This is a genomic window from Nocardioides lacusdianchii (assembly GCF_020102855.1).
In the GTDB taxonomy this organism is placed as follows: Bacteria; Actinomycetota; Actinomycetes; order Propionibacteriales; family Nocardioidaceae; genus Nocardioides; species Nocardioides lacusdianchii.
In genome coordinates, this window is sequence record NZ_JADHZD010000005.1 from 273,926 (window position 1) to 297,071 (window position 23,146).

The 23,146-nt window shown below is 72.4% G+C and carries 24 protein-coding genes and 1 tRNA gene; 10 read left to right on the forward strand and 15 right to left on the reverse strand.

All coding sequences use genetic code 11. The annotated features are described in order from the left end of the window. Positions 1-61 precede the first annotated feature (61 nt). The 5 genes from IRX98_RS09755 to IRX98_RS09775 all read right to left on the reverse strand — a co-directional run bounded on the left by IRX98_RS09755 (position 62) and on the right by IRX98_RS09775 (position 4,359). Complete coding sequence (locus IRX98_RS09755; RefSeq protein ID WP_224276229.1) at positions 62-694, reverse strand: hypothetical protein; 633 nt, start codon at positions 692-694, stop codon at positions 62-64. Positions 695-884: 190 nt separating this feature from the next. Continuing rightward, a complete protein-coding gene (locus tag IRX98_RS09760; protein ID WP_224276231.1) occupies positions 885-1,946 on the reverse strand; it encodes a hypothetical protein in 1,062 nt (353 codons plus the stop codon). A 1-nt stretch (position 1,947) separates the two neighbouring features. Then, positions 1,948-3,213, reverse strand: a complete 1,266-nt coding sequence (locus tag IRX98_RS09765) for a C39 family peptidase (protein WP_224276233.1) — start codon at positions 3,211-3,213, stop codon at positions 1,948-1,950. Between the two features lie 266 nt (positions 3,214-3,479). Further along, positions 3,480-3,555: transfer RNA gene (locus IRX98_RS09770), tRNA-Gly, on the reverse strand. Positions 3,556-3,597: 42 nt separating this feature from the next. Next, a complete protein-coding gene (locus IRX98_RS09775; protein ID WP_224276235.1) occupies positions 3,598-4,359 on the reverse strand; it encodes an SGNH/GDSL hydrolase family protein in 762 nt (253 codons plus the stop codon). A 56-nt stretch (positions 4,360-4,415) separates the two neighbouring features. Here IRX98_RS09775 and dcd point away from each other — a divergent pair, with 56 nt between their 5' ends. The 6 genes from dcd (at position 4,416) to IRX98_RS09805 (ending at position 10,087) form a co-directional block, all read left to right on the forward strand. Next, positions 4,416-4,991, forward strand: a complete 576-nt coding sequence (gene dcd, locus IRX98_RS09780) for a dCTP deaminase (RefSeq protein WP_224276237.1) — start codon at positions 4,416-4,418, stop codon at positions 4,989-4,991. Between the two features lie 161 nt (positions 4,992-5,152). Beyond that, complete coding sequence (locus IRX98_RS09785) at positions 5,153-6,190, forward strand: iron-siderophore ABC transporter substrate-binding protein (RefSeq protein ID WP_224276239.1); 1,038 nt, start codon at positions 5,153-5,155, stop codon at positions 6,188-6,190. After that, positions 6,191-7,225 carry a FecCD family ABC transporter permease gene (locus IRX98_RS09790; RefSeq protein WP_224276241.1) on the forward strand — a complete coding sequence of 345 codons (1,035 nt, stop codon included), beginning with the start codon at positions 6,191-6,193 and terminating at the stop codon, positions 7,223-7,225. Further along, complete coding sequence (locus IRX98_RS09795; RefSeq protein ID WP_224276243.1) at positions 7,222-8,292, forward strand: FecCD family ABC transporter permease; 1,071 nt, start codon at positions 7,222-7,224, stop codon at positions 8,290-8,292. Before IRX98_RS09790 ends, IRX98_RS09795 begins: the two co-directional genes overlap by 4 nt. Further along, positions 8,289-9,152 (forward strand): ABC transporter ATP-binding protein, encoded by an 864-nt coding sequence (locus IRX98_RS09800; RefSeq protein WP_224276245.1) that lies wholly within the window; start codon positions 8,289-8,291, stop codon positions 9,150-9,152. Before IRX98_RS09795 ends, IRX98_RS09800 begins: the two co-directional genes overlap by 4 nt. Further along, positions 9,149-10,087 carry a siderophore-interacting protein gene (locus IRX98_RS09805; protein ID WP_224276247.1) on the forward strand — a complete coding sequence of 313 codons (939 nt, stop codon included), beginning with the start codon at positions 9,149-9,151 and terminating at the stop codon, positions 10,085-10,087. The genes IRX98_RS09800 and IRX98_RS09805 overlap by 4 nt, the downstream gene beginning before the upstream one ends. 144 nt (positions 10,088-10,231) lie before the next feature. Here IRX98_RS09805 and IRX98_RS09810 read toward each other — a convergent pair whose 3' ends face one another. The 5 genes from IRX98_RS09810 to IRX98_RS09830 all read right to left on the reverse strand — a co-directional run bounded on the left by IRX98_RS09810 (position 10,232) and on the right by IRX98_RS09830 (position 16,224). Next, positions 10,232-11,080 (reverse strand): DUF4097 family beta strand repeat-containing protein, encoded by an 849-nt coding sequence (locus tag IRX98_RS09810; protein ID WP_224276249.1) that lies wholly within the window; start codon positions 11,078-11,080, stop codon positions 10,232-10,234. 101 nt (positions 11,081-11,181) lie between these two features. Next, complete coding sequence (locus IRX98_RS09815; RefSeq protein ID WP_224276251.1) at positions 11,182-11,733, reverse strand: toxin-antitoxin system HicB family antitoxin; 552 nt, start codon at positions 11,731-11,733, stop codon at positions 11,182-11,184. Between the two features lie 150 nt (positions 11,734-11,883). Next, the gene (locus IRX98_RS09820; RefSeq protein ID WP_224276253.1) at positions 11,884-15,480 is read right to left on the reverse strand and encodes a (Fe-S)-binding protein; all 3,597 of its coding nucleotides are present in this window, start codon (positions 15,478-15,480) and stop codon (positions 11,884-11,886) included. 130 nt (positions 15,481-15,610) lie between these two features. Next, complete coding sequence (locus tag IRX98_RS09825; protein ID WP_207083069.1) at positions 15,611-15,907, reverse strand: WXG100 family type VII secretion target; 297 nt, start codon at positions 15,905-15,907, stop codon at positions 15,611-15,613. Then, a complete protein-coding gene (locus IRX98_RS09830; RefSeq protein ID WP_224276255.1) occupies positions 15,904-16,224 on the reverse strand; it encodes a WXG100 family type VII secretion target in 321 nt (106 codons plus the stop codon). Before IRX98_RS09830 ends, IRX98_RS09825 begins: the two co-directional genes overlap by 4 nt. Before the next feature lie 120 nt (positions 16,225-16,344). On the opposite strand from IRX98_RS09830, the gene IRX98_RS09835 reads away from it, so the two are divergent. The 4 genes from IRX98_RS09835 to IRX98_RS23435 are packed head-to-tail and all read left to right on the forward strand — an operon-like array spanning position 16,345 to position 19,149. Further along, positions 16,345-16,668 (forward strand): hypothetical protein, encoded by a 324-nt coding sequence (locus tag IRX98_RS09835; RefSeq protein WP_224276256.1) that lies wholly within the window; start codon positions 16,345-16,347, stop codon positions 16,666-16,668. A 1-nt stretch (position 16,669) separates the two neighbouring features. Next, positions 16,670-18,178, forward strand: a complete 1,509-nt coding sequence (locus IRX98_RS23430) for a TNT domain-containing protein (protein ID WP_224276257.1) — start codon at positions 16,670-16,672, stop codon at positions 18,176-18,178. A 1-nt stretch (position 18,179) separates the two neighbouring features. After that, the gene (locus tag IRX98_RS09845; RefSeq protein WP_224276258.1) at positions 18,180-18,515 is read left to right on the forward strand and encodes a hypothetical protein; all 336 of its coding nucleotides are present in this window, start codon (positions 18,180-18,182) and stop codon (positions 18,513-18,515) included. Beyond that, on the forward strand, positions 18,508-19,149 hold the full coding sequence (locus IRX98_RS23435) for a TNT domain-containing protein (RefSeq protein WP_224276259.1): 642 nt from the start codon (positions 18,508-18,510) through the stop codon (positions 19,147-19,149). The genes IRX98_RS09845 and IRX98_RS23435 overlap by 8 nt, the downstream gene beginning before the upstream one ends. 52 nt (positions 19,150-19,201) lie before the next feature. Here the strand turns inward: IRX98_RS23435 and IRX98_RS23060 are convergent, their stop codons facing one another. The 5 genes from IRX98_RS23060 to IRX98_RS09875 form a co-directional block, all read right to left on the reverse strand. After that, a complete protein-coding gene (locus IRX98_RS23060) occupies positions 19,202-19,969 on the reverse strand; it encodes an IclR family transcriptional regulator (protein ID WP_224276260.1) in 768 nt (255 codons plus the stop codon). Positions 19,970-19,997: 28 nt separating this feature from the next. Beyond that, positions 19,998-20,588, reverse strand: a complete 591-nt coding sequence (locus IRX98_RS23440; RefSeq protein WP_224276261.1) for a hypothetical protein — start codon at positions 20,586-20,588, stop codon at positions 19,998-20,000. Between the two features lie 49 nt (positions 20,589-20,637). Next, a complete protein-coding gene (locus tag IRX98_RS09865) occupies positions 20,638-21,066 on the reverse strand; it encodes a hypothetical protein (RefSeq protein WP_224276262.1) in 429 nt (142 codons plus the stop codon). Positions 21,067-21,180: 114 nt separating this feature from the next. Next, positions 21,181-22,437 (reverse strand): vanadium-dependent haloperoxidase, encoded by a 1,257-nt coding sequence (locus IRX98_RS09870; RefSeq protein WP_224276264.1) that lies wholly within the window; start codon positions 22,435-22,437, stop codon positions 21,181-21,183. A 95-nt stretch (positions 22,438-22,532) separates the two neighbouring features. Then, positions 22,533-23,135: a helix-turn-helix transcriptional regulator gene (locus tag IRX98_RS09875; RefSeq protein WP_224276266.1), complete on the reverse strand. Its 603-nt coding sequence runs from the start codon at positions 23,133-23,135 to the stop codon at positions 22,533-22,535. Positions 23,136-23,146 lie beyond the last annotated feature (11 nt).

Consider the following 23,146-nt stretch of genomic DNA (forward strand, 5'->3'; position numbering starts at 1 on the left):
GCAGGCGCGAGGAACCGCGCCTGCCGGACCCGGCTGTGAGGATGGAGGTCACAGCGTCAGGTCAGCAGCAGCTGTCCCAGACGCTCCAGCGGTGCCACAGGGTGCCGCTCGAGACGTAGGCCGTGATGCGCGTGTAGAGGTCGCGCGTGATGCCGATGCCGACGCCCTTGATCTGCGCTCCGCCGTGGAAGTTGCACTCGAAGAGCGACGTCGACTGCGGGACGCCGGTCGCGCCGAGGTTGCGGCTCTTGGTGATCGAGTTCGCGATCGTCCACCACCCGTACTTGTTGCACGAGTGGGAGGACACGCTCGCCGAGGTGATGTTCGCGTACCTGCGGCAGTTGCTCAGCCCGGAGGTGTGGACGACCGACTTGTAGTAGTTGCCGAAGACGGTGATCCCGTAGTTGGCGGGCACGGTCCGGGAGCCGCACGACGTGGCGGCCGCCGTGGTGACCGCGTCATCGAGGTCCTTCGACCCGGTCACCGGCGCGGCGCCGTCCGGAGTGGTGGATTCCAGGACGACGTCGATCTCCTCGGTGATCGGACCGATCTCGGGCTCGCTCACGGTGATGTCCGGGACGCTGGTGATGGTCTCGGGCTCGATCTCCCCACCGGCGGCCGAGCCGGGACCTGCCCCGCCCAGCATGAATGTCGCTGCGGCCAGTCCCGAGACGAAAACTCTGAAAACGGTCATTTCTGCCCTCCCCGTTGGTGCGACCGGGACTTCTTCCCGACTGCTGGCGAAACTGTCCCAGTCGGCCGGGGAGGCTTGACAGTTGCCGAACGGCCAATGTTTCTCCGCCGTCGCAACAATGCGCCGCCAATGCAGGCGTCGGGAATTGCTGTCGCAGTGCAGCGTGCATTCGTGCAAGCGACCGAACGGACTATTCGACCCGTGCCGACACGTGCTCGTCGCCGGACTCCCCGAAGGAGGTGAGGGTGAGGGCGCCACCCCCGCAGACGGGCTCGCCGAGGAAGGCGTTGCCGGCGGATGCGGACTCGTAGGCGATCTCGAGCGTGCGCTCCGGCGTCCACCGCATCAGCCGAGCGGGCTCGTCCGGACCCTGGGGGTCGCGGGCGAAGAAGACCGAGTCGCCGCAGGGGACGAGGCTGCCGGTCGTGCCGGGGCCGAGGTCGAAGGAGGCACCTGCGTCGACGGCACTGAAGCGCGCCTCCTCCTGGCGGCGCGGCCGTGGAACCTCCGACCAGACGACTCCGCCGGCGGTGGCCGCGACGTCCCAGGCCCTGCAGTCGTCGGCGTGGTCGAGCGGCTTCGGCACGCCGGCCTCGAGCAGGTTGACCGTCCGGCAGGCGATCGGGCGGGCATCGTCGAACGTCATCATCCCCACGCCGTGGCCGCTGGCGGTGAGGCCGGAGAAGCCGTTCTTCCCGGGCGCGCACCAACCGTCCTCGCCGTTGCCGTCGGCGAGCGCGCTGGTGGCCAGGCAGTACGCGCCGGCGTCGCCGTACGTCGGGTAGTAGAGGTCGCCGCCCGTGAGCGCCCACGAGCCGCCGCTCGCGGCGGGCGGGCTGACCACGTCGCGCTGCTCGCCGGTGGCGAGGTCGACGGCGACGACCTCGCTGGGCGCGGTCTCGGTCCTGTCCTGCCTGACCACGACCGCCCAGTCCTCGGACATCAGCACCTCTGAGATCGTGCGGCCGGGACCTGCGTCGATCTCGATCGAGTCTCCATCGCGGACGAGCTCGACCGAGCTGCCGTCGTCCGAGCCGATCGCCTCCCACTCAGGGCCCTGGACGAAGCGGGTGCCGACCTCGACGCCGGTGTCCTGCCAGTCGAGCAGGGCGGTGGTCGGCTCCACCACGACCAGGCCGTCGTCGAGGCCGGCGTCGATGTCCGCAGTGGGTGCGTCGCGGGGTTCGTCGGCACCGGAGCAACCGGCGAGCGCGACGAGCAGCGCCAGCGCGATCGTCGTACGGACGGACACGTCAGACGCCGACGTTGTGCTGGAAGTGGTCGAGGTTGGCGCGGTAGGACTTGTAGGCGTTACGCCACTGCACGCGGCCGATGGCCGGCTCGCTGGGGTCGAAGCGCGACTGGTCCCACGGCTCGAAGTAGCCGATCTTGCGGTTGCCGTCCGGGTCCTGGTCGAAGCCCCGGCCGACCTGGAAGTGGCCGGACGCGTCGTCGTCGAGGTAGGGGTAGTACTGCTTGAGCAGCACCGGGTGCAGGACGACGGGCGCCTGGTAGTCGTGGACGTGGCGCATCATCAGGCGGTACCACTGCTTGAACGTGAAGTCGCTGATGTCGAGGGTGACGTAGGGGCCGGCGTGCGCCTCGTCGTCGTACGACGTCTTGTTGTTGACCACCCGCACCATGTCGGTGATCGCCGTGCCGGCGGTGGTGGTGCCGAGGCGGCGGGCCCAGTAGGTCTGGTTCTTGCGCAACTGGTCGTTGCCCCAGCCGATGGCCTGCATCGCGGCCGGGCCGCACCAGTAGGTCGTGTTCTGCGACTGCACCTGCGACTCGTCCATGATCGCGTACTTCTCGGGGTACTTCCCGCCGAAGCCGCCGCGGGCGCTGGCGGTGGCGGCGAGCTCGGGATACTTCGCCGCGAAGTCGGCGGGAAGCTCGACGCCCTGGATCTCGTGGCGCAGCAGCCACACCTTGCCGACCGAGCGGGCCGCCATGGTCAGCTCCGCGCGCTCGGCCTCGGTGCGCGCGGTCGACGTACGGGCACTGGCGCGGGCGAGCAGGCCGTCGGCGTCCAGGCCGCCGGTGCGCTCGGCGCGACGAGCCCGCGGCTGGGTCTCGAGGCGTGCGGCGAGGGCCTCGCGGCTCTGGTTGGTCCAGCCGAAGCCGAGGCAGTAGCGCTGTCCCTCGAAGGTGGCGCAGCGCACGGACGCACGCGCCAACGCCGTACGCCCCTGCGCGCGGTCGAGCGCGGTGCCCTCGGCCAGCACACGGTCGATCTCACGGCGCATCTGCGGCGTCAGCTCGCCGCGCCCGACGGCACCGGGGGTCTCCGTGGTCTCGGCGCTCGGGGCGATCCCGCCGCGGTCGGCGTCGTCGTCGGGCAGGAGCGGGACCGCGCCGAGCGTGAGCGCGAGCGCGGCCGTCGCGATCGCGACCGGGTGGCGCCAGAGCGGACGGCGTACGTCGTCGCCGGCGATGCGGTGGGCGACGACGCGGGCCAGGAGACGGGGGAGGGGGCGGGGGAGGGGGCGGGGGAGATCGGGCAGGAGATCAGGCATGGGGAGAGACCTTCGATCCGAGAACGCGGACGACTCACTGTCCTCTCTGGCCCCAGAAGGCGCAAGTTCCCCATCTGTCCCATGTCGCGATCCCCGGGTACCCGGGGAAACTGGAGGTTCCAGTGCGAAGTTTCGGGGGTGAGGCTCGAGGTTCCCCGGGTACCCGGGGAACGCGACGAGCGCGGGCGGCGACGCACGAGCGCGGGCGGCGACGCACGAGCGCGGGCGGCGACGCCCGACGCGGGTGGCGACGCCCTCTGAAGAACTGGAGCGGATGACGAGATTCGAACTCGCGACATCGACCTTGGGAAGGTCGCGCTCTACCAGCTGAGCTACATCCGCATGCCGTCCGAGGACAGCGGGCCAGATGCTACCCGAGCCGGGCTACGTCAGCCGCGACAGGTGGGGATGCTTCGCGGAGACGGTGTCGCCCGAGGAGCGCCCGGTGACCCGGCGGTGCACCCACGGCACGAGGAACTCGCGGGTCCACTGCGCGTTGGCGCGCCACTGCTCGCGCCGCCCGAGGACGGGGAGGGGCCCGACGGCGACGGGCTCGAGCCCGTGCTCGACGCCGATCGCCTCGAGGACGGCGTGGGCCATGTGGGTGTGCCCGTGGTGGTTGAGGTGCATCCGGTCGGTGTCCATCACGCCGGCGATCTCGATGTCGCGCATGCGCCACATGTCGACGACGGTGGCACCGTGCCGGTCGGCGATCTCGCGCACCCACTCGTTGAAGATCGCCATCCGCCCGCGCACGGGTCCGTAGATCCCGCGCCCGCCCGGGTCGAAGATCGTGAACATGACGACCCGCGCCCCGGTCGCGGACAGGCGCGCGATGGCGTCGTCGTACGTCCGGGCGAGGGCGTCGATGTCGACGCGGGGGCGCAGGACGTCGTTGCCGCCGCCGTGGATGGTCACGAGGTCCGGCTCGAGGGCGATCGCGGCGTCGAGCTGCTCGGCGACGATCGGGCCGAGCTTGCGTCCGCGCACGGCGAGGTTGGCGTAGCCGAAGTCGTCGGTCTGCTGCGCGAGGACCTCGGCGACCCGGTCGGCCCAGCCGCGCAGGCCGTTGGGGCGCGTCGGGTCGGGGTCGCCGACGCCCTCGGTGAAGGAGTCGCCCAGGGCGACGTAGCGGTGGAAGCTCACCCCACCATTGTGATCAGCCCTCCCCGCGGACCCGAACGAGGGCTAGGGTCGGCCGCGTGCTGCTCTCCGACCGCGACATCACCGCAGAGATCGACGCCGGCCGGATCGCGCTGGACCCGTGGGACCCCGCGATGCTGCAGCCCTCCAGCGTCGACGTACGCCTCGACCGGTTCTTCCGCGTCTTCGAGAACCACCGCTACCCCCACATCGACCCCGCCGCCGACCAGTCCGAGCTGACCCGCGAGGTCGAGCCGGAAGGCGCCGAGCCGTTCATCCTGCACCCGGGCGAGTTCGTCCTCGGGTCGACGTACGAGGTGGTGTCGCTGCCCGCCGACATCGCTGCGCGGGTCGAGGGGAAGTCCTCCCTGGGTCGGCTCGGGCTGCTCACCCACGCGACCGCGGGGTTCGTGGACCCGGGGTTCTCCGGGCACGTGACCCTCGAGCTCGCGAACGTGGCGACCCTGCCGATCAAGCTCTACCCCGGCATGAAGATCGGCCAGTTCTGCTTCTTCCGGCTCTCCTCGCCGAGCGAGCACCCCTACGGCTCGGAGAAGTACGGCTCGCGCTACCAGGGCCAGCGGGGTCCGACCCCGAGCCGCTCCTTCCAGAACTTCCACCGCACGTCCGTCTGAGGCGTACGCCCTCTCCCGCCCAGCCCGGGGAGCCACGTCCCGGTGGACTGCTCCGGTGTCCACCTGTCGGATTACGGCACACCCGCGTTGCCTAATTGCGAAGAGGTGTGGTTAGGCTGGCCTTACTTAGGTCACCCTCACACTCTGCACGGAGCAATCTGATGAAGCGAACCCTCGCCGCGCCGCTGGCCGCCGCGACCCTCCTGGTCGCCGCCCTCACCGGCTGCAGCACCGGATCCACCGACGCCGCCGCCGATGCGGCCGACCCGACCACGACGACGAGCGTCGACCCGGACGCGTTCCCGGTGACCATCGAGCACGCGCTCGGCGAGACGACGATCGAGGCCGAGCCCACCCGCGTGGCCACCCTCGGCTGGACCGACCAGGACAGCGCGGTCGCCCTCGGCGTCGTGCCGGTCGGTGCCACCAAGATCACCTGGGGCGGCAACGAGGCCGGCTCGACCGCGTGGTTCGACGCCGCGATCGAGGAGGCCGGCGCCGAGGCGCCGGTGAGGTACGACGACGCCGACGGCGCCCCGATCGACGAGATCGCCGAGCTCGCGCCCGACCTGATCCTGGCGACCAACTCCGGCATCACCGAGGCGGAGTACGCCAAGCTCTCCAAGATCGCGCCGGTCGTGGCATACCCCGAGGCACCGTGGACGACCAACTGGCAGACCTCGCTCGAGATGATCGGCCAGGCGCTGGGCCGCACCGCGCTCGCCGAGGAGGTGACCGCCGAGACCGAGGCCACCATCGAGGAGGCGAGCGCCGCCAACCCCGAGCTCGACGGTGCCGAGCTGATCTACGGCTATCTGACCCCCGCCGACCTCTCCACGGTCGGCATCTACGCCCCGGCCGACCCGCGGGTGTCCTTCATGCGTGACCTCGGGATGGTCGACGCCCCCGCGGTCGCCGACGCGATCAAGCCGGGCGAGTTCTACGGCACGGTCTCCGCCGAGCAGGCCAGCGAGCTGGGCTCGGACGTCTTCATCACCTGGGTCGAGTCGTCCGACGACGTGGCGCAGATCGAGCAGGACCGCCTCGTCGGCGCGATCCCCGCGGTCGCCGAGGGCCACTTCTACGCCGAGGCCGACAAGGCGACGGCGATGGCGTCGACCAACCCCACGCCGCTGTCGATCCCGGTCATCATCAGCGACTTCGTGCCCAACGTCGTCGAGGCCATCGAGGGCGCCTGAGTGAGCACCCTCCCCCTGGCGCGGGAAGCCGCCTCCGGTCCCCTGGGGGGAGGCCGGGGGCGGCGACCCGCACTGCCCGCCAGCGTCGCGATCGCGGTCGCGGCGCTGGTGGGTGCTGCGGCACTGTCGCTCCTCTTGGGGGCGCGGGCGGTGCCGCTGGACGCGGTCTGGGACAGCAGCCACCCGCTCCACCCGGTCGTGCAGGCGCGCCTGGACCGCACCCTCCTGGGCCTCGCCGTCGGCGCCGCGCTCGGGCTCGCGGGTGCGCTCATGCAGGGCCTGACCCGCAACCCGCTGGCCGACCCGGGCATCCTCGGCGTCAACGCCGGCGCCACCTTCGCGATGGTCGTGGCCCTCACGCTCCTCGGCACGACCGGCCTGGCCGAGCTGCTGCCGGTCGCCTTCGTCGGCGCCGCCGTCGCCGCCTTCCTCGTGCACGCGATCGCCTCGATCGGGCGTGAGGGCGCGACCCCGATGAAGCTCGCGATCACCGGCGCGGCCCTCACCGCGGGCCTGAGCAGCTGGACCACCGGCCTGCTCCTCGCGGACCGCAAGACGATGGAGTCCTTCCGCTTCTGGCAGGTCGGCACCATCGGCGGCCGCGGCCTCGACGTGCTGCTGACTGGTCTGCCGTTCCTCCTGGTCGGCGCGGTGCTCGCGCTCGCCGGAGCCCGCCTGCTCAACACCCTCGCGCTCGGCGAGGACCTCGCCCGCGGGCTCGGCCGCCGCACCACCCGCGACCGCATCGTCGTCGGCCTCGCCGTCGTCCTGCTCGCCGGCACCGCCACCGCGCTCGCCGGCCCCATCGCCTTCGTCGGCCTCGTCGTCCCCCACGTCGTGCGCAGCCTCGTCGGCCCCGACCACGTGCGCGTGCTGCCCTTCTCGATGCTGGCCGGCGGGGTCCTCGTGGTGGTCGCCGACACCGTCGGCCGCGTGGTGCTGCCGCCGTCGGAGGTGCAGGTCGGGATCATGGCCGCCGCCGTCGGCGTACCCGTCTTCATCGCGCTCGTCCGCCGCACCGGGAGGGCCCTGTGAGCCTCACCCTCGAGCGCCGCCAGGCGCCGACCGCTCCCGACGCCGTCGAGGTCGTACGCCGTGCGCGTCGCGCGCCCCGGCTCCACCACCGCCGGCTGGTGGCGGGTCTCGTCCTCGCCCTCGTCGGCGCGTTCGCGGTGCGCGTGCTGCTCGGCGACTACACCGTGACGATCCCCGACTTCGTGCGGATCCTCGGGGGCGAGCAGATCCCCGGCGCGACCTACATCGTGATGGAGTCCAAGCTGCCGCGCGCGGTGCTGGCGGTGCTCGTCGGCGTCGCCTTCGGCGTGGGCGGCGCGATCTTCCAGACCACCCTGCGCAACCCGCTGGCCAGCCCCGACATCGTCGGGGTCAGCCTCGGTGCGAGCGCAGCCGCCGTGTCCGCGATCGCCCTCGCCGGCTGGTCGGGCTGGTCGGTCTCTGCCGCCGCGGTCGCCGGGGCGCTGGGCGTCGCGCTCCTTGTCCGCGCCGTCGCAGGCGACCACGGAGGTTTCCGCCTCGTGCTCGCCGGCATCGGGCTGGCCGCTGCGATGCAGTCGGTCATCCAGTACGTCTTCACCCGCGTCGACGAGTGGGACGTCCAGCTGGTCCTGCGCTGGCTCACCGGCAGCGTCAACGGCGTCGCCTGGGCGGGCATCGGCCTGCTGGCCGTGGCCCTCGCCGTCCTGCTGCCCGCCACCGCGTGGGCCGCGCGTTCCCTCCCGGTCAGCGAGCTCGGCGACGACGCCGCGGCCGGCCTAGGCGTGGGCCGTACGCGCACCGAGCTCCTGATGCTGCTCGGCGTGCTCCTCGTCGCCGTCGGCGTGGCGGCCGCCGGCCCGGTCGCCTTCGTGGCCTTCCTGTCAGGCCCGATCGCGCGGGCGCTCAACCGAGGGCGTACGACGCTGCCCGCCGCCGGGCTCGTCGGCGCCGTGATCGTCCTGGTGGGCGACCACATCGGCGCCTACGCCGTCCCGGACCTCAACCTGCCCGTCGGCGTCGTCACCGGCGCCTTCGGCGCACCGTTCCTGCTCTGGCTGCTCGCCCGCGGCCCCCGTCACGCACTCCGTGGAAGGAGGGCGGCATGAACCCCGCCGATCCCACCGGCACCGGCAGCGCCCGCCTCGAGGCGAGCGGCCTCACGCTCGGCTACGCCGACACCGACGTCGTACGCGAGCTCGACCTGCAGGTGCCGCACGGCAAGGTCACTGTCGTCGTCGGCGCCAACGCGTGCGGCAAGTCGACGCTGCTGCGCGGGCTCGCGCGCCTGCTGCGCCCGCGGTCGGGTGCCGTGCTGCTCGACGGCGAGGCGATCCACCGGCTGCCCACCAAGCAGGTCGCTCGCACCCTGGGCCTGCTCCCGCAGAACCCGATCACGCCCGAGGGCGTCACCGTGGCCGACCTCGTCGGCCGCGGACGCCACCCGCACCACGGCCCCTTCGGTCTACTCGGCCGGACCCGCCAGGAGGACGAGCAGGCGGTGGCCGAGGCGCTCGTGCTCACCGACACCCTCGAGCTCGCCGACCGCATGGTCGACGAGCTCAGCGGCGGCCAGCGCCAGCGCGTCTGGATCGCGATGGCGCTCGCCCAGGGCACCGAGCTGCTGCTGCTCGACGAGCCGACCACCTACCTCGACGTGGCCCACCAGGTCGAGATGCTCGACCTGCTCGCCGAGCTCAACGCCCGTCGCGGCACCACGATCGTGATGGTGCTCCACGACCTCAACCTGTCCGCGCGCTACGCCGACCACCTCGTGGCCCTGCTCCACGGCCGCATCGTGGCCGAGGGGACGCCGCGCGAGGTGGTCACCGAGGAGGTGGTGCGCACCGTGTTCGGCCTCGACAACCGCGTGATCGACGACCCGGTGTCGCACACGCCCCTCGTCGTACCCGTGGGACGGCACACGCCCGTGCCCGCCCCCGCCAGCCCCGTCAAGGAGACCCGATGACCGTGACCACCTCCGTGCTCCCCATGCTGCTCGCCGACGTCGAGGTGGTCTCGGTCGAGCGGATCAGCCCGACCTTCGCCCGCGTCGAGCTCGGTGGCCCCGAGCTCGCGCACTTCGGCGTCGACGGCCCGCGCTACGACCAGCGCATCAAGCTGATCTTCCCCGACCCCGAGACCGGCGGCAGGACCTCGACCGAGGGTGCCGACGAGACGTGGCTGGCCACCTGGCTGGACCGTCCCGCCTCCGAGCGCGGGCACATGAGGACCTACACGATCCGGGACGTGCGCGGCTCGGGGGAGCAGACCACCTTCGTCGTCGACATGGTGCTGCACCTCGAGGGCGACCTCGTCGGACCCGGGTCGCTGTGGGCCTCCACGGCCGCTCCGGGGGACCGGATCGTGGTGCTAGCGCCGCGGCGTGGATTCCCCTACGGCGGCATCGAGTTCGACCCGACCCCGGGCTCGGACCTGCTGCTGGTGGGTGACGAGACCGCGGTGCCGGCCGTCTGCTCGGTGCTCGAGCAGCTGCCCGCCGACGCCCGCGGCACGGCGTTCCTCGAGGTGCCCGTGGCTGCCGACGTCCAGGACGTACGCCGTCCCGCCGGCGTCGAGGTCGTGTGGCTGGCGCGTGAGGGCGCCGAGCTGGGGCTCGGCCTCCACGACGCGGTCGTGGCGCACCTCGGCATCCCCGGCGCGACGGTCGAGGTCGCCCCGGACGAGGTCGACCCCGACCTCTGGGAGACCCCGTCCTACTCGTCCTCGGGCGAGGAGGTCGCGGACGACGCCGGCGGTGTCGGCGGGACGTACGCCTGGATCGCGGGGGAGTCGAAGGTCGTGACCGGCCTGCGACGGCACCTGGTCAACGAGCTCGGCTTCGACCGCAGCCGCGTGGCCTTCATGGGCTACTGGCGCCGCGGCGTCGCGATGCGGTCCTGAACCGCGACGCCGCTGCGGCTCAGCGCCGCTTCGGGGCGCGCGGGTAGTAGCGCACGCGCTCGGCGATGCGGTGCCGGGCGATGAGCTCGAGGTCGGTGAGGGACTCGTACATGGTCGTGCTCCTTCCTTCTCGGTGGGAGTGCGTCAGGACTGGTGGAGGGTGACGTCGCCCGAGGCGGTGGTGGCGCGCACCTCGAGGTAGGGCTGGTCGGCAGCGGGCTCGCCCGTCGACGGCAGGCTCGACGACAGCCGACCGCTCGCGGTGCGGACGTCGGTCCACACCGGCGTCCCGGCGCGTACGCCGATGCGGACGTCGCCGCTGGCCGTCCGGGCGGTCACCCGCCCCGACGCGGCCTCGCCGACGACGAGGTCGCCCGACCCGGTGGTGAAGACGGCCTCGCCATCGAGCGTGCCGACCTGGGCGTCGCCGGACCCGGTCTTGATGGCCACCTCGTCGCCGGCCACGCCGACGCGCACGTCGCCGCTGCCGGTCGTGACGACCAGGCTCGAGTCGGCGCGGCGCACGAGGACGTCGCCGGAGCCGGTCTTGACCCGTGCCTCGCCGGCGAGGTGCTCGGCGACGAGGTCGCCGGACCCCGACTGGACGACGGTGTCGCCGTCGACGACGTCGAGGGAGATGTCGCCCGACCCCGCGTCGACGCGGGTGTCGTCGAAGCGTCCGTGGAGGCGGACGTCGCTGCTGCCGACCTTGGCGTCGACGCGGCTGGCCACCGGCACCTCGACGACGACCTCCGCGCGGGGGTCCTTGCCGAAGAAGCCGCCGCTGCGCGGGGGCGCGATGATCGCGATGCGGCGCGGCCCGTGGCCCTCGGACAGGTCGCGGACGTCGTACTCCTCGGCGCGCTCGCCGGTGATCCGGACCGTCGTCTCCGTGGTGGAGGTGGCGGTGATGTCGACCAGGCCGCGGCCGTTCTCGACGTAGAGGTCGATCGGCTCGGGGGTGTCGAAGCTGCGGTCGAGGTGCTGGCTCATCGGTGTCTCCGGTCGGTGTGAGGGTGTGCTCGTCCGACGGGCCGGCCGGTGCCGGTCCGCTGTGGTGCGGTGTCGTTGGTGGTTCCTGGTGGGGCGGCGGGTCAGAGCCAGCCGGTCATCCGCCTCGCGTTGCCGTGCCCCTGCTTCCGGGTGGCGGCGAACGGGTCGTAGCCGACGAACGGGATGCTGCTGAGGTCGACGTCGATGTTGATCGCGTGGTCGTTGGACGCGGCGCGCACGACACCGACCAGCCAGGTGTTGAGGCTCTGGCCGGCGGCTGCGGCGCGCTCCTCGGCCCGGGCCTTGACGGCCTCGGGGATGCGGAGGGTGATCCGGGCCAGGTCACCGTCCTCGTCCTCCGGCGGCGCGGGGGCCGCGGGCGGGGGAGGCGGGGCCGGGACGGCGCTCGGCGGGGCGACCTCGACGACGAAGTCGAGCTCGCGACCCACCAGGCGTACGTCGACGCTGCCGTCGGGCAGCTCGGCGGTGATCTCGGCCGCGGCGTGGGAGATGGCCTCCATCAGCGCGAGGCGTGCGCTCGGGTCGAGGGCGTAGGCCAGGCGCTCGGCGGCCTGCTTGAGCTCGTCACCGCCCGCCTCGGCCGCGGCGACGAGGTCGCGGCGGAGGGAGTCGACGTACGGCGTGATGTCCATGCGCACCATCGTGACACCACAGTGATGTCATGTCAATGCCAGAGTGACGTCATCTGACATCGGCGTGATGTCACGCGTCCGTATTGCCTGGCCCGGACGTCATACGAACCCGCACCGATGGGTGCGGGTTCGTATGACGCTGGGCGGCGGTCAGAGGTCGAAGAGCGAGCCCGAACCGCTGATGTCGACGTCCGTACGCGGCGTGTGGGCCGGGCCGTCGGTGGACGGGGCGGGCTCGGTGGCCGGCTCCTGGGTCGGCGCGTCGTCGGCGTCGACCACCGTCTCCGGGTCGTTGCCAGGAGCCGCCTCTTCGGCGGGGGCCGCCTCGGCAGCGGGCTCGGCCTGGGGAGCGGAGTCCTCGGGCTCGGCGAAGGTCGCAGCCCGGCTGAGGTCCGCGCCGCTGGGCGGCGCGCTGGGTGCCGCTGCCTCCGGCTCGGCCTCGCTGGCGAGGGCCTCGGCCTCGGCCTCGACCGGGGCCTCCGGCTCCGGCTCGGGCGTCGCCTCCACCTCGGGCGTCGGGTCCGGCTCGGGCGTCGCCTCGACCTCGGGCTCCGCAGCCGGCGCAGGTGCGCTGGTTGCGGGCGCCGGCGTCGTGGCGGGTGCCTCGAGGTCGAAGAGCGAGCCGAGGCCGGAGATGTCGACGTCGGTGGTCGGGGTCGAGGCGGCACCGCTGGACGCCGGCGCGGCCGGCGCGGCAGCTGCCAGCTCCTCGGGGGCGGGGTCCGGCTGGGGGTCGGGCTCCGGCTCTGCCTCGAGCTCCGGTGTTGCCTCCGCCTCGGGCTCCGCGGCCGGCGTGGGTGCGCTGGCGGCGGCGGGGGTGGTCGTCGTGGCCGGTGCCTCGAGGTCGAACAGCGAGCCGAGGCTCGACAGGTCGGCGTCGGTGGTCGGCGTGGACGTCGTACCGCTCGACGCCGGGGCAGGCTCCGCCGGCGGCTCGGTCGCAGCCGCGACCGGCTCCTCCGGCTCGGCCCCGGCGACCGGAGCGGGCTCCGGCGCGGCCTTCGCCTCGGGCTCGGGCGTGGCCGCGGGTGCCGGCTCTGCGGCCTTGGGTGCAGGCGCCTCGGGCGCGGCGATGTCGAAGAGCGATCCGCCGCCGCCGAGGTCGGCGGCGGGCGTCTCGGCGGGCGCGCTGGGGGTTGAGTCGCTGGGAGACTCAACGGCGACGGCGGGCTCTGCGGCTGCGGCCTCCGGCTCGCTGGGGGTGCCGAGGTCGAAGAGGGATCCGCCCGCGCCGAGGTCGGTCGTGGCGGGGGTCTCGGCGGGCGCACTTGCGGTTGAGTCGCTGGCAGACTCAGCCTCGACGGTGGGCTCAGGGGCGGGCTCGGGCGCGGGGGTGTCGAAGAGCGAGCCCGACTCGGCGGGCTTCGCGGGCGCGGGCTCCTCGGGTGCAGGCGTGTCGAAGAGCGACGAGCCCCCCGACGCCTTGGCGGCGGGGCCGACGTCGGCGGTCTCGGTGACGGTGTCCTCGGTGACGGTGACGTCCCCGGCCTCCGGCTCGTCCTTGGTGGCCACGTCCGTGGCGGTCGCAGCCGCCGCTGCGGGAGCCGCGGCGGCGGAGGAGCCGGGAGCGGCCTTGGTCGCCTGCTCGCCCTTCACCGAGGCGAGCAGCATCTGCGCGACGTCGAGCACCTCGACCTCCTCGCGCGCCTCGCCCTTGCTCTGCTGCATGGTGAGCCCGTCGGAGAGCATCACGCGGCAGAAGGGGCAGCCGACGGCGATCTGGTCGGCGCCGGTGCCGACGGCCTCCTTGGTGCGGTTCATGTTGATCCGCTCGCCGATGTTCTCCTCCATCCACATGCGCGCGCCGCCGGCGCCGCAGCAGAAGGACTTCTCGGAGTTGCGCTCCATCTCGACGATCTCCGCGCCCGGCAGGACCTGGAGCAGCTCGCGCGGCGGGGAGTAGACCTGGTTGTGGCGACCGAGGTAGCACGGGTCGTGGTAGGTGATCGAGCGCTTCGCCGCACCCGCGCCGTCGGTGACGGGCGTGAGCTTGCCCTCGCGCACGAGGCGGTTGAGCAGCTGGGTGTGGTGGACGACCTCGAGCTCGATGCCGAAGTCCTTGTACTCGTTCTTCAGGGTGTTGAAGCAGTGGGCACAGGTCGAGACGACCTTCTTGACCTTGTACTCCTTGAACGTCTCGACGTTCTGCTGGGCCAGGCCCTGGAAGACGAACTCGTTGCCGGCGCGACGGGCCGGGTCACCGGTGCAGGTCTCGCCGTTGCCGAGCACGCCGAAGGAGATGCCGGCCATGTCGAGCAGCTCGGCCACCGCACGCGTGGTCTTCTTCGCGCGGTCCTCGTACGCACCGGCGCAGCCGACCCAGAACAGCCAGTCCACCGACTCGAGGGACTCCAGGTCCTCGCCGACGACCGGCACCTCGAAGTCGAGGCCCTTGGCCCAGTCCATGCGAGCGGTGCTCGACATGTTCCACGGGTTGCCCTTGTTCTCCAGGCCCTTGAAGAGCTGGTTGAGCTCGGCGGGGAAGTTCGACTCCACCAGCAGCTGGTAGCGCCGCATGTCCATGATGTGGTCGACGTGCTCGATGTCGACGGGGCACTGCTGGACGCACGCGCCGCACGAGGTGCAGTTCCAGAGCACGTCCTCGTCGATGACGAAGGGCGCGTCCTCGGGGTTGTAGAAGTAGTCGAGGACGTCGGCGCCGGCCGTGCCGCCGCTCTCGCCCTTGGAGCCGACCCCGATGAGCTCGCGCTCGGCGTGGGCAGGGTCCCCGTCGTGCTTGGCGTACGCGTGGTCCCGCAGGGCCGTGATGAGGAGCTTGGGGGACAGGGGCTTCTCGGTGTTCCAGGCGGGGCACTGCGACTGGCAGCGGCCGCACTCGGTGCAGGTGGTGAAGTCGAGGATGCCCTTCCAGGAGAAGTCCTCGACCTTGCCGACGCCGAGCACCGAGTCCTCGTCGAGGTCGTCGATGTCGTCGAGCGTGACGGGCTTGCCGTCCGACATCAGCGGCTTCATCGCACCGAGGGCGGTGCTGCCGTCGGACTCGCGCTTGAAGTAGATGTTGAACCACGCGGTGAAGCGGTGCCACGCGATGCCCATGGTGATGTTGCGGGCGATCACCATCAGCCAGATCATCGCGAGCGAGATCTTGAAGGCCGCGATGCCGTAGATGAGGTTCTCGAGCGTCTGGGTGTCGTTGGGGTAGAGCGCGTCTCCGATCCACGAGGCGATCGGGTAGTGGCTGCGACCGGCGTCCTCGTCGAGCTTCCACTCCGCGGCGCGGACGAAGAGGATCGCCGCGCCCTCGAGCAGGGCGAGCGCCTCGACGAAGTAGGCCTGCCAGAAGTTGGATCCGAAGAAGCGGCTGCGGCGGCCCTCGGAGCGCGGGTGGTGCTTCTGGCGGTAGATGATCAGGTAGACGATGCCGACCGTGCTGAGCAGGCCGATGAGCTCGCTGAACCACTCGTAGGGGTACCAGTGGCCGATCAGCGGCCAGGCGAAGGACGGCTCGAAGAGCTGGAAGTACGCCGCCAGCACGGCCGTGCTGAGGAAGAGGAACGCCGCGTAGACGAACCAGTGCATGATCCCGACCCAGTGCCACTGCAGCATCCGGGTGTGGAGGAACGTCTCCTTGAGCATCGTCGTCGTGCGCCCGGCCGGGTTGTCCGTGCGCCCCGGCGCCGGCTGGCCCGCGCGGATCACGCCCAGCATGCGGCGTACGGCCGGGACCAGCATGGCCACGGCGACGGCGGTCAGTGCGAACGAGACGACGATCGCGATCATCTGCATGAAGGGGTGCTCCTCGGTCGGGGCGTACAGAGCCGGAGCATAGATCCGTCCCGGGTGGGGGCGGCAGGGCTCGAGCGAGTGAGAAGAATCCTACCCGCAGGTAACTTGAAACCCGGAGGAGCCGTCGTGATCAGTTCACGATCGCGACGTTCTCGACCTCGATCTCGCGGGCGTCCTCGCGGTGGGTCGCGAGCTTCGTCCTGACCTGGTCCAGCGCGTCGGTGAGTCGGGTGACGCCGTCGCGCAGCTTCTGCTGGTGCTCGAGGTGGGCGAGGTGCGACTCGCTGGTCTCGTCCCAGCCAGGCGTGAGCGACTCCACCTGCTCGAGGAGGTCGTCGATCTGCGTGGTGATCTGCTCGGTGGCGTCGGCGAGGGCGGTCTCCAGCGTCGACAGCGAGCCCTGGTGCACGACCAGGCCGCGGGTCACCGGGGACCACCGCCGAGCCGGTCGGCGAGGTGGCCCGAGCGCTCGGCCTGGGCCACGTCGTTGGTGGCGTGCTCCTGGGCGACGTACATGAGGTTCTGCGCGTAGCCGTCGAGGATCGGGCCGAGCGTGATCGCGACGTCGAACCACGCGTTGACCGCCTCGCCGAAGCCGGCGGCGGCCTGGCCGCTGAAGCCCTTGCCGGCCTCGGTCTCGATGGTGGCGCCGAGCGCCTGCAGGGTCTGCTGCAACGGCTCCACCGCGTCGGCGACGGCCTGCGCCGCCGCCTGCATCTCGGAGTAGACAAGTCCGACGGCCACGGCCGCCCCCTCTCGTTCGGGTCGATCGCGACCTTCCTACCCCGTGCGCGGTGATCCCACACACCGGTCTGCCGGGTCCTGGACGGTTTGAGCAGCGGTCGCCGGGGGAATCGGGAGCCCATGCCGTCGTACGACTTCGAGGTCGACCTCGAGAGCATGGGCCAGGCCGCCCAGGGGCTCAGCGAGACCGTCCAGCTGTTCAAGGACAAGGACGTCGAGGACCTCGTCCCCGGCAAGGGCGACGTCGGCAGCGACGTGGTCTGGGGTGCCCTCGACGAGTTCAAGGGTCGCTGGGAGGAGGGCGTCAACAACCTCTGCCAGGACGTCGAGGAGATGGCCGGTCGTCTCGGCAAGATCGCGATGAACTACTTCGAGACCGACAAGGCCGGCTACGACGCCCTCTCGGCCCTCAAGGGCACCATCGCCGGCATCAAGGTGATGTGACGTGCCGGACTTCGAGGTCGAGGGCAACCCCGGCAACATCCGCTCCAGGGCGCTGCTGATGGAGCAGAAGGGCCAGCTCTTCTACGACACCGGCGACGCGCTGTCGAAGATCGACGTGTCCGGCTGGACCGGCCGGGCGGCAGAGGAGTTCCGCGAGGCGCACGACCTCGAGCCGGACCGCTGGACCAAGGCCGGCAACGGCTTCAAGAAGGCCGCGGCCGGCCTCACGACGTACGCCGGCGTGCTGGAGGACGGCCAGCGGCGCGCCGCGGAGGCGAAGGCGGAGCACGAGCGCGGGCAGCAGGAGTCGGAGAACGCCCGCACGCAGTACGGCTCCTACATGGACCGGATGCGTGCCTACTGGAGCAGCGGCGGCACCGACCAGGCCCAGCCGTTCGTCGACTGGGGCGACCCGATCCAGCAGGAGGCGCTGCGGGCGATGCAGGCGGTCCGCGCCGACCTCGACAACGCCGCCCACGTGTGCGCTGGCGAGGTCCGGGCCGGCTGTGCCGATGCTCCCGAGGAGCCCAACTGGCTCGAGTCGGGCCTGAAGTTCGTCGGCGGCATCTTCGAGGGCGCCGGCGAGGCGGTGTGGGACCTGCTGACGATGGTTCCGTTCAGCCCGGTCAACCTGGTGATCGACGCCTACAAGCTCGCCACCGGCGACCTCACGCCGGAGGAGCTGGCCAAGACCTACGAGCTCGACGTGGAGAACGCCGTCGACATGGCGCAGGGCATCTACACCGGCCTCACCACCGACCCGATCGGGTTCGGCAAGGAGCTCGGCAAGAGCCTGCTCGACTGGGACACCTGGGCCGACGACCCGGCCCGAGCGATCGGTCACCTCGTGCCCGACGCCATCGCGGCCGTCGCGACCGGCGGCGCCGGCGCCCTGGCGACCCGCGGCGCCAAGGGCGGGATGGACGTGCTCGACGGGCTGGGCGACCTCAACCGGTTGGACAACCTCGACAACCTGGACGACCTCGGCGACCTCGGCGACCTTCGCCACGTCGACCTCGACGACGTCACCGACTGGTCACGGGGCAGGACCCTGGACGACGGGGTCCCCGGCAGCGAGAACTATCCCAACGGCTACGACCGTTACGGGGGGCTCGGGGAGCAGGGCTTCCACGACCGCTACTGGGACCCCGAGGCTCGCGACGGCGGCGGTGGGTGGCGCTGGCCGACCGAGGAGCACGGCTTCAAGGACGGCTTCGACGGCCCGCCGCAGCCCAACAGCGTCGAGCCCGGCGACGTGCTGGACCGCTACGGCCCTGCCGACGGCGCGTACGCCTCCCCCTCGGGCACTCCCTTCGACCAGCGGGCCCTGCCGCCGAGTAGCGTGGGGAGCGACTACACGCAGTACGAGGTGCTCAAGCCCCTGCCGGAGTCGGTCACCGAGGGCAGGATCGCCCCGTGGTTCGAGCAGCCGGGAGGCGGCGTCCAGTACATGTTCGACAAGCCGATGAGCTGGTACGTCGAGAACGGTTACCTGAGGAAGCTGGACTGACATGGCGGACACCATCGACGACCTGCGCGCCGAGCTCGCCGCCGCAGGGACCGACCCCTCCCAGGTGCAGCGGGGCACCGACGTGACGTCGTGGGACGAGGGCACCTACGTCTGCGAGGCCTCGGCGGGCGGTGTCGTCCTGCGCCAGCTGGGGCGGACCCGGGACGACGACCGGGTGGAGGAGTTCGGCTCCGAGTCCGATGTCGTGGTCGAGCTCCGCAGGCGCCTCCTGCAGCCCGCGCGCACGATCGACGCCGACGAGCGGGCCGCCATCCGGGAGCGCATGCAGGCGCGCGCGGCGGAGACGCTCGCCCGCCTCGAGGCCCGACGTGACTGAGCCGCTGGAGAGCGCACTGCGGGAGCAGGGACTGGCTCCCGACGCCGTCGTCCTCGCCCCGCCGCCTGCCCCGGGCGCGCCGGCGCCGCCCGCGGACGCGTGGTCCATCGTCCCCTTCGGCGAGCAGTTCGTGGTCGGTGCGACCGGACGCGGCGCCTTCCGGGCCTACGAGACGCTGTGGACCCTCGCGGACGCCGTGGCGCTCGCGGTCCGGCTCGCGAGCAGTCCGGTGCCGCCGCTGGGGCGTCGGCTCGAGCCACCCGAGCTCGAGGCCGGTGCACGCACGGCCGCCGGCGTCGTGGCTCGGACCGAGGAGCGCGGAGGCGCTGCCGGCCCGACGGGCCTCCTCCCCGGGGACCTGCTGGACGCCTACGGCGCAGAGACCGAGCACCACCTGTTCGCCCTCGGGACCCCGTTCGACCAGAGGTCCGAGCCGCCGTCGCGGGTGGGCAGTCCCTACTTCGCGTTCGTCGTGGCCCAGGAGCTGCCGGACGCGGTCAAGGAGGGTCGGGCGGCTCCCTGGTTCGAGCAGCCCGGCGGGGGTGCGATGGTCGTCCTGGACAGGCCGATCCGCTGGTACGTCGACCAGGCGCTGCTCGTCCCGCTGGACCTCAGCCGCGACGTACGCGCGTGACCTTCCCCCCACGGGAGAGCTCGACGGCCATCAGCACCCGCGACGGGCTACGTCACGTGTAGCGCGAGGCCGGGCCGCTGACGCGTCGGCTCAAGCGGGACGCGGTGGCCGCGACGGCTGCGGCGATGTCGGCCACGTCGGCACCTTCGTCGCTCGGGAACGTCACCGCCACACCCGCGACCGGGTGCGCGTTGTGGTCGAGCACCGCCACGGCGACGCTCTGCAGGCCCGGCGTCACCTCGCCGTCCTCGGTGGCGTGCCCGCGCTGGCGGGTCTCGGTGAGGAGGGAGCGCAGCGCGCTGAGGGACGTGGGCCCCTTGCCGTGCCGGTCGACGAAGGCGCTGCGGTCGGGGTAGAGCGCGCGGACCTGGCTGGCCGGGAGCGCGGCGAGGATCGTGCGCCCCGAGGCCGTGAGGTGGGCGGGCAGGCGTACGCCGACGTCGGTGACCAGGGGCGGACGCCCGGGCGCGCGCTCCTCGACGACGTAGAGCACGTCGCGTCCGTGCAGCACCGCGAGGTGCGCCCCGTGCCCGGTCCGGTCGACCAGCTCGGCGAGCGGGCGGCGCGCGAGCCGGGCCAGCGGCTCCTGGCGGGTGAAGCCGCTGCCGACCTCGAAGGCGGCCACGCCGAGGCCGTAGCGGTGCTCGTCGGGCAGGTGCACGACGAAGCCCTCGTCGATCATCGTGTTGAGCAGGTGGTAGGCCGTGCTGCGCGGGAGGTCGCAGGCGCGCACGATCCGGTCGAGCGGCACCGGGTCAGCCTGGGTCGCGAGGAACCGCAGCACCCGCAGGGTGCGGGTGGCGGCGGGGACCTGGCTCACCGGCGGACCGACGTGCGGCGGGTCGCCGTCAGGACTGCTCGCTGTCCTTGCGGGTGAACCAGCCGCCGGAGCCGTCGGTCTCGATCGGCCTGCCCGGCATCTCCTGGGCGCCCGGGGTGCGGCGCGGGAGGCCGGAGCTCGGGGCTGTCGGGGTCTCGGCCTCGGTGGTGGTCGCCGGCGCCTCGGCCCCGGCGGCGGTGGCCGGCGCTCCGGTGGCAGGCTCGGCGTTGACGTCCGACGGCGCGGTGGGCTGCTGGTCGACGGTGCCGGCGACCTGGGGCGCGTAGTCGTCGGCCTTGTGGTCGACGCGCGGGTCGAGCCGGTCGGCGGCGCGGACCTGGGCCTCGTGGGAGGCCTCGACCTGCTGGGCCTCGAGGCGGGCGGCCTCCGCCTCAACCTCGGCCTTCTCGGCGATCGCCCGTGCCTCGGCGGCCTCCGCCTCAGCCGTCGCCGCGCGCTCCTGCGCGGGTGCGATCGTGCCCTGGGCCTCGGTGGCGGCCTTCGTGCGCAGCTGGTCGGCGCGCTCGATGTTGGCCTCGCGGTTCTTGCGCTGGATCACGACGAACGCCACGGCCAGCACGACCAGGACGATGACGGCGATGACGATGAACGTGGTCACGGGTTTCCTTCTTCACGACGACGACGGAGCACCAGTCTGGCACCCCGCGTCAGGAGCGGGGCGTCTCCCCGCCGTCGGCGCGGTGCCGCGCCGATCCGTCTGCGAGGTCCGTGCTCGCGCCCGTGTCGTCGCCGGGGGTGTAGTCCGTCGAGGACGTGTCGACCCGCGGGTCGACGGCGTCGGCGGTCCGCAGCTTGTCCTCGGTCACGGCCTGCTGCTGGGTTGCCGCGACCTCGGCCTCGCGCGCCTGCTGCTGGGCGCGCTCCGCCTCGATCCGGGCCCGCTCGGCCTGTGCGGCGGACTCCTGGGCACGCACCTGCGCCTCGGGGATCTCCGAGGCGTGCGCGTGCGCCTCCTCCCGCAGGTGCTCGGCGTGCTGGTGCTGCTTCTTCTTCCGCTGCTGCGTCACGAGCCAGGCGGCGAGCGCCACCGCGACCAGGACGACGACCACGGCGATGATCCAACCGGTCGTACCCATGGCGTTCCTCCTCCTCCGGTGACCCCGGGCGGGCCTCCCGACCTTCACCGTGGCACACCTCGCGGGTGTGTGCCCGTGGACGTCATCCGTACGGGTGGGGCCGGTCGGTCGCCGTCAGCGGATGACCCGCATCACCCGCTGGGCCGTCATGTGGCCGAGGTGGTAGCCGTCGTCCATTGCGTCCCGGAAGTGCAGGCCGCCCCAGATGCGTGCGTTCAGGGCGTCGTGCTCGAGCGCCGAGATCGTGGCGTAGCTGCGCGTCTGCGCCCCGACGCGGATCACGAGCGGGGTGTCGTCGCCCAGGGTCTGGCGCACGACCTCCGCCCACGGCGACGTCGCTGCGGCATGGCCGCTGGTGTAGTCGGAGTACGCCGGGGTGGGGTTCAGCGCCACCCATCCGGTCTGCGGGACGGTGTCCGGGTTGCCGTCGGAGCCCGCCGCTGCGATCGCCTGGGCGGGACGCCAGAAGCCCACGTCGTACTTCAGCCGGAACGTCTGGATGAAGCTCGTCAGGACCGCGGCGTCCATCCGCGCGAACAACCGCGTCGTGGGCAGCAAGCCCATCGGCTCGCCGTCGAGCACCTCGCACACGGCCAGCCGGTAGGCGCCGTTGACGTTGTTGGCGAAGAACTGCGAGATCGCGGTCTGCTCCGCCGTACGTGTGGTCGAGGTCGTGGACCCGATCGCGGCGACCTCCTCGTAGTCCGCGGCGTAGGCGGCGCTGCCGAGCGGGTCGGGTCCGTCGAGCGCCACCGGCTCGACATCGACGACCGGCTCGAGGAATCCGAGCCATGCGAGTGCCATGACGCCGCCGGGAGCGGGCTGCCACACGCCGGGACCGGGCGTCCTCTGGTAGACGATCGCCGGGTCGAAGCGGCCGTCGTCCACCCGCGAGGTGATCATCGCGGCCGCCGCAGCGGCGCCGATCGCGGCACCTGCTTCGGCCTTCTTCCCGTCGGGGACGCGCGCCATCATCGCTGCGAGGTCGGCGTCGAGGTTGGCCCGAGAGGCCGGGAAGTAGGCGTGCAGCACGTCGTGGGCGGCCGTGGCGACGGCTGCCGTGGCTGCGACCCGTCCCTTGCGCTGGGCCTCCTGCGCTGCGTCGTGCACTGCGAGGGAGGTGAAGGTGAGGTACATCGACCCGACGGGCGGTGCCGGCGTCGGCACCGTCTCGGACCAGATGGTGCGCACGGCGATGCGCTGCCACGCGACTGCGGCCTCGGCCGCCTTGACGTGGTCGTCCTGGGGACCGGCCGACGCGCGCGCGGAGCGGCCGCTGCCGGCGGGGGTGGCGTCGGCGACGGTCGCGACGAGTGGAAGCGCGAGGACGCTGGTGAGGAGGAGGGCGAGGGTGCGGCGGAGGGGGGTCATGGCGTACGCCTTTCGCGACAGGTGGCCTGCTGCGAGTCTCGGCGCACCGCGTCGGCCGCACCATTCGCGTTCCTGCGAACCTTTGGCGCGCTCGACTAGACCATGCGGGCGATCCGTTCCTTGAGGTCGAGCCCGGGCAGGTCCCGCTCCTGGAGCCGCGCGACCGCCGCGAGACGTCCGCTCACCCCGAGCTTGCGATAGGTGTGCTCGAGGTGCTTGCGGACCGTCGACTCGGCAATCCCGAGGTCGCGGGCGATCTGCGCGTTCGTCGCCCCGGCCGCGACCCGGCCCAGCACCGTCCGCTCCTGGGTCGTGAGGCACACGGGCGTCGGTGCCGGACGCTCGTGGACGAGTCGCGCCAGCGCCGGCACGATCAACCGCACCATGGCACGGTCGCGCTCGGAGAACGACGTCCGGTGTCGGACCCACGTCACCCGCACGACGTCGTCGTCGCCGTTGGCGAACTCGATCTCGAGCCTGTCGTGGTCCGCCAGCGCGGCAGCCCGTCCGATGGTGGTCTGCTGCGGGGCGCACCGCGCGCGGTCGCGGAAGACGGCTGTCAGGGTGTCGGCCGGGACCAGCACCGCCAGCCACTCGAGCACGTGCACGGAGGGCACCGGCGTGCCCGGGCAGGGGATCGCGACCAGCAGGTGGCGTAGCGCCCGCTGCTCCTCCACGTTGAGCACAAGGTCGGTCATGGTCGCTCTGC

Bases quoted from the DNA above. Each gene is read 5' to 3' on its own strand.
- IRX98_RS09810 (WP_224276249.1), bottom strand. From the start codon at position 11,080: ATGAGCCAGCACCTCGACCGCAGCTTCGACACCCCCGAGCCGATCGAC.
- IRX98_RS09785 (WP_224276239.1), top strand. From the start codon at position 5,153: ATGAAGCGAACCCTCGCCGCGCCGCTGGCCGCCGCGACCCTCCTGGTC.
- IRX98_RS09875 (WP_224276266.1), bottom strand. From the start codon at position 23,135: ATGACCGACCTTGTGCTCAACGTGGAGGAGCAGCGGGCGCTACGCCAC.
- IRX98_RS09805 (WP_224276247.1), top strand. From the start codon at position 9,149: ATGACCGTGACCACCTCCGTGCTCCCCATGCTGCTCGCCGACGTCGAG.
- IRX98_RS09815 (WP_224276251.1), bottom strand. From the start codon at position 11,733: ATGGACATCACGCCGTACGTCGACTCCCTCCGCCGCGACCTCGTCGCC.
- IRX98_RS09870 (WP_224276264.1), bottom strand. From the start codon at position 22,437: ATGACCCCCCTCCGCCGCACCCTCGCCCTCCTCCTCACCAGCGTCCTC.
- IRX98_RS09765 (WP_224276233.1), bottom strand. From the start codon at position 3,213: ATGCCTGATCTCCTGCCCGATCTCCCCCGCCCCCTCCCCCGCCCCCTC.
- IRX98_RS09835 (WP_224276256.1), top strand. From the start codon at position 16,345: ATGCCGTCGTACGACTTCGAGGTCGACCTCGAGAGCATGGGCCAGGCC.
- IRX98_RS09800 (WP_224276245.1), top strand. From the start codon at position 8,289: ATGAACCCCGCCGATCCCACCGGCACCGGCAGCGCCCGCCTCGAGGCG.
- IRX98_RS09845 (WP_224276258.1), top strand. From the start codon at position 18,180: ATGGCGGACACCATCGACGACCTGCGCGCCGAGCTCGCCGCCGCAGGG.
- IRX98_RS09755 (WP_224276229.1), bottom strand. From the start codon at position 694: ATGACCGTTTTCAGAGTTTTCGTCTCGGGACTGGCCGCAGCGACATTC.
- IRX98_RS09865 (WP_224276262.1), bottom strand. From the start codon at position 21,066: ATGGGTACGACCGGTTGGATCATCGCCGTGGTCGTCGTCCTGGTCGCG.
- IRX98_RS09820 (WP_224276253.1), bottom strand. From the start codon at position 15,480: ATGCAGATGATCGCGATCGTCGTCTCGTTCGCACTGACCGCCGTCGCC.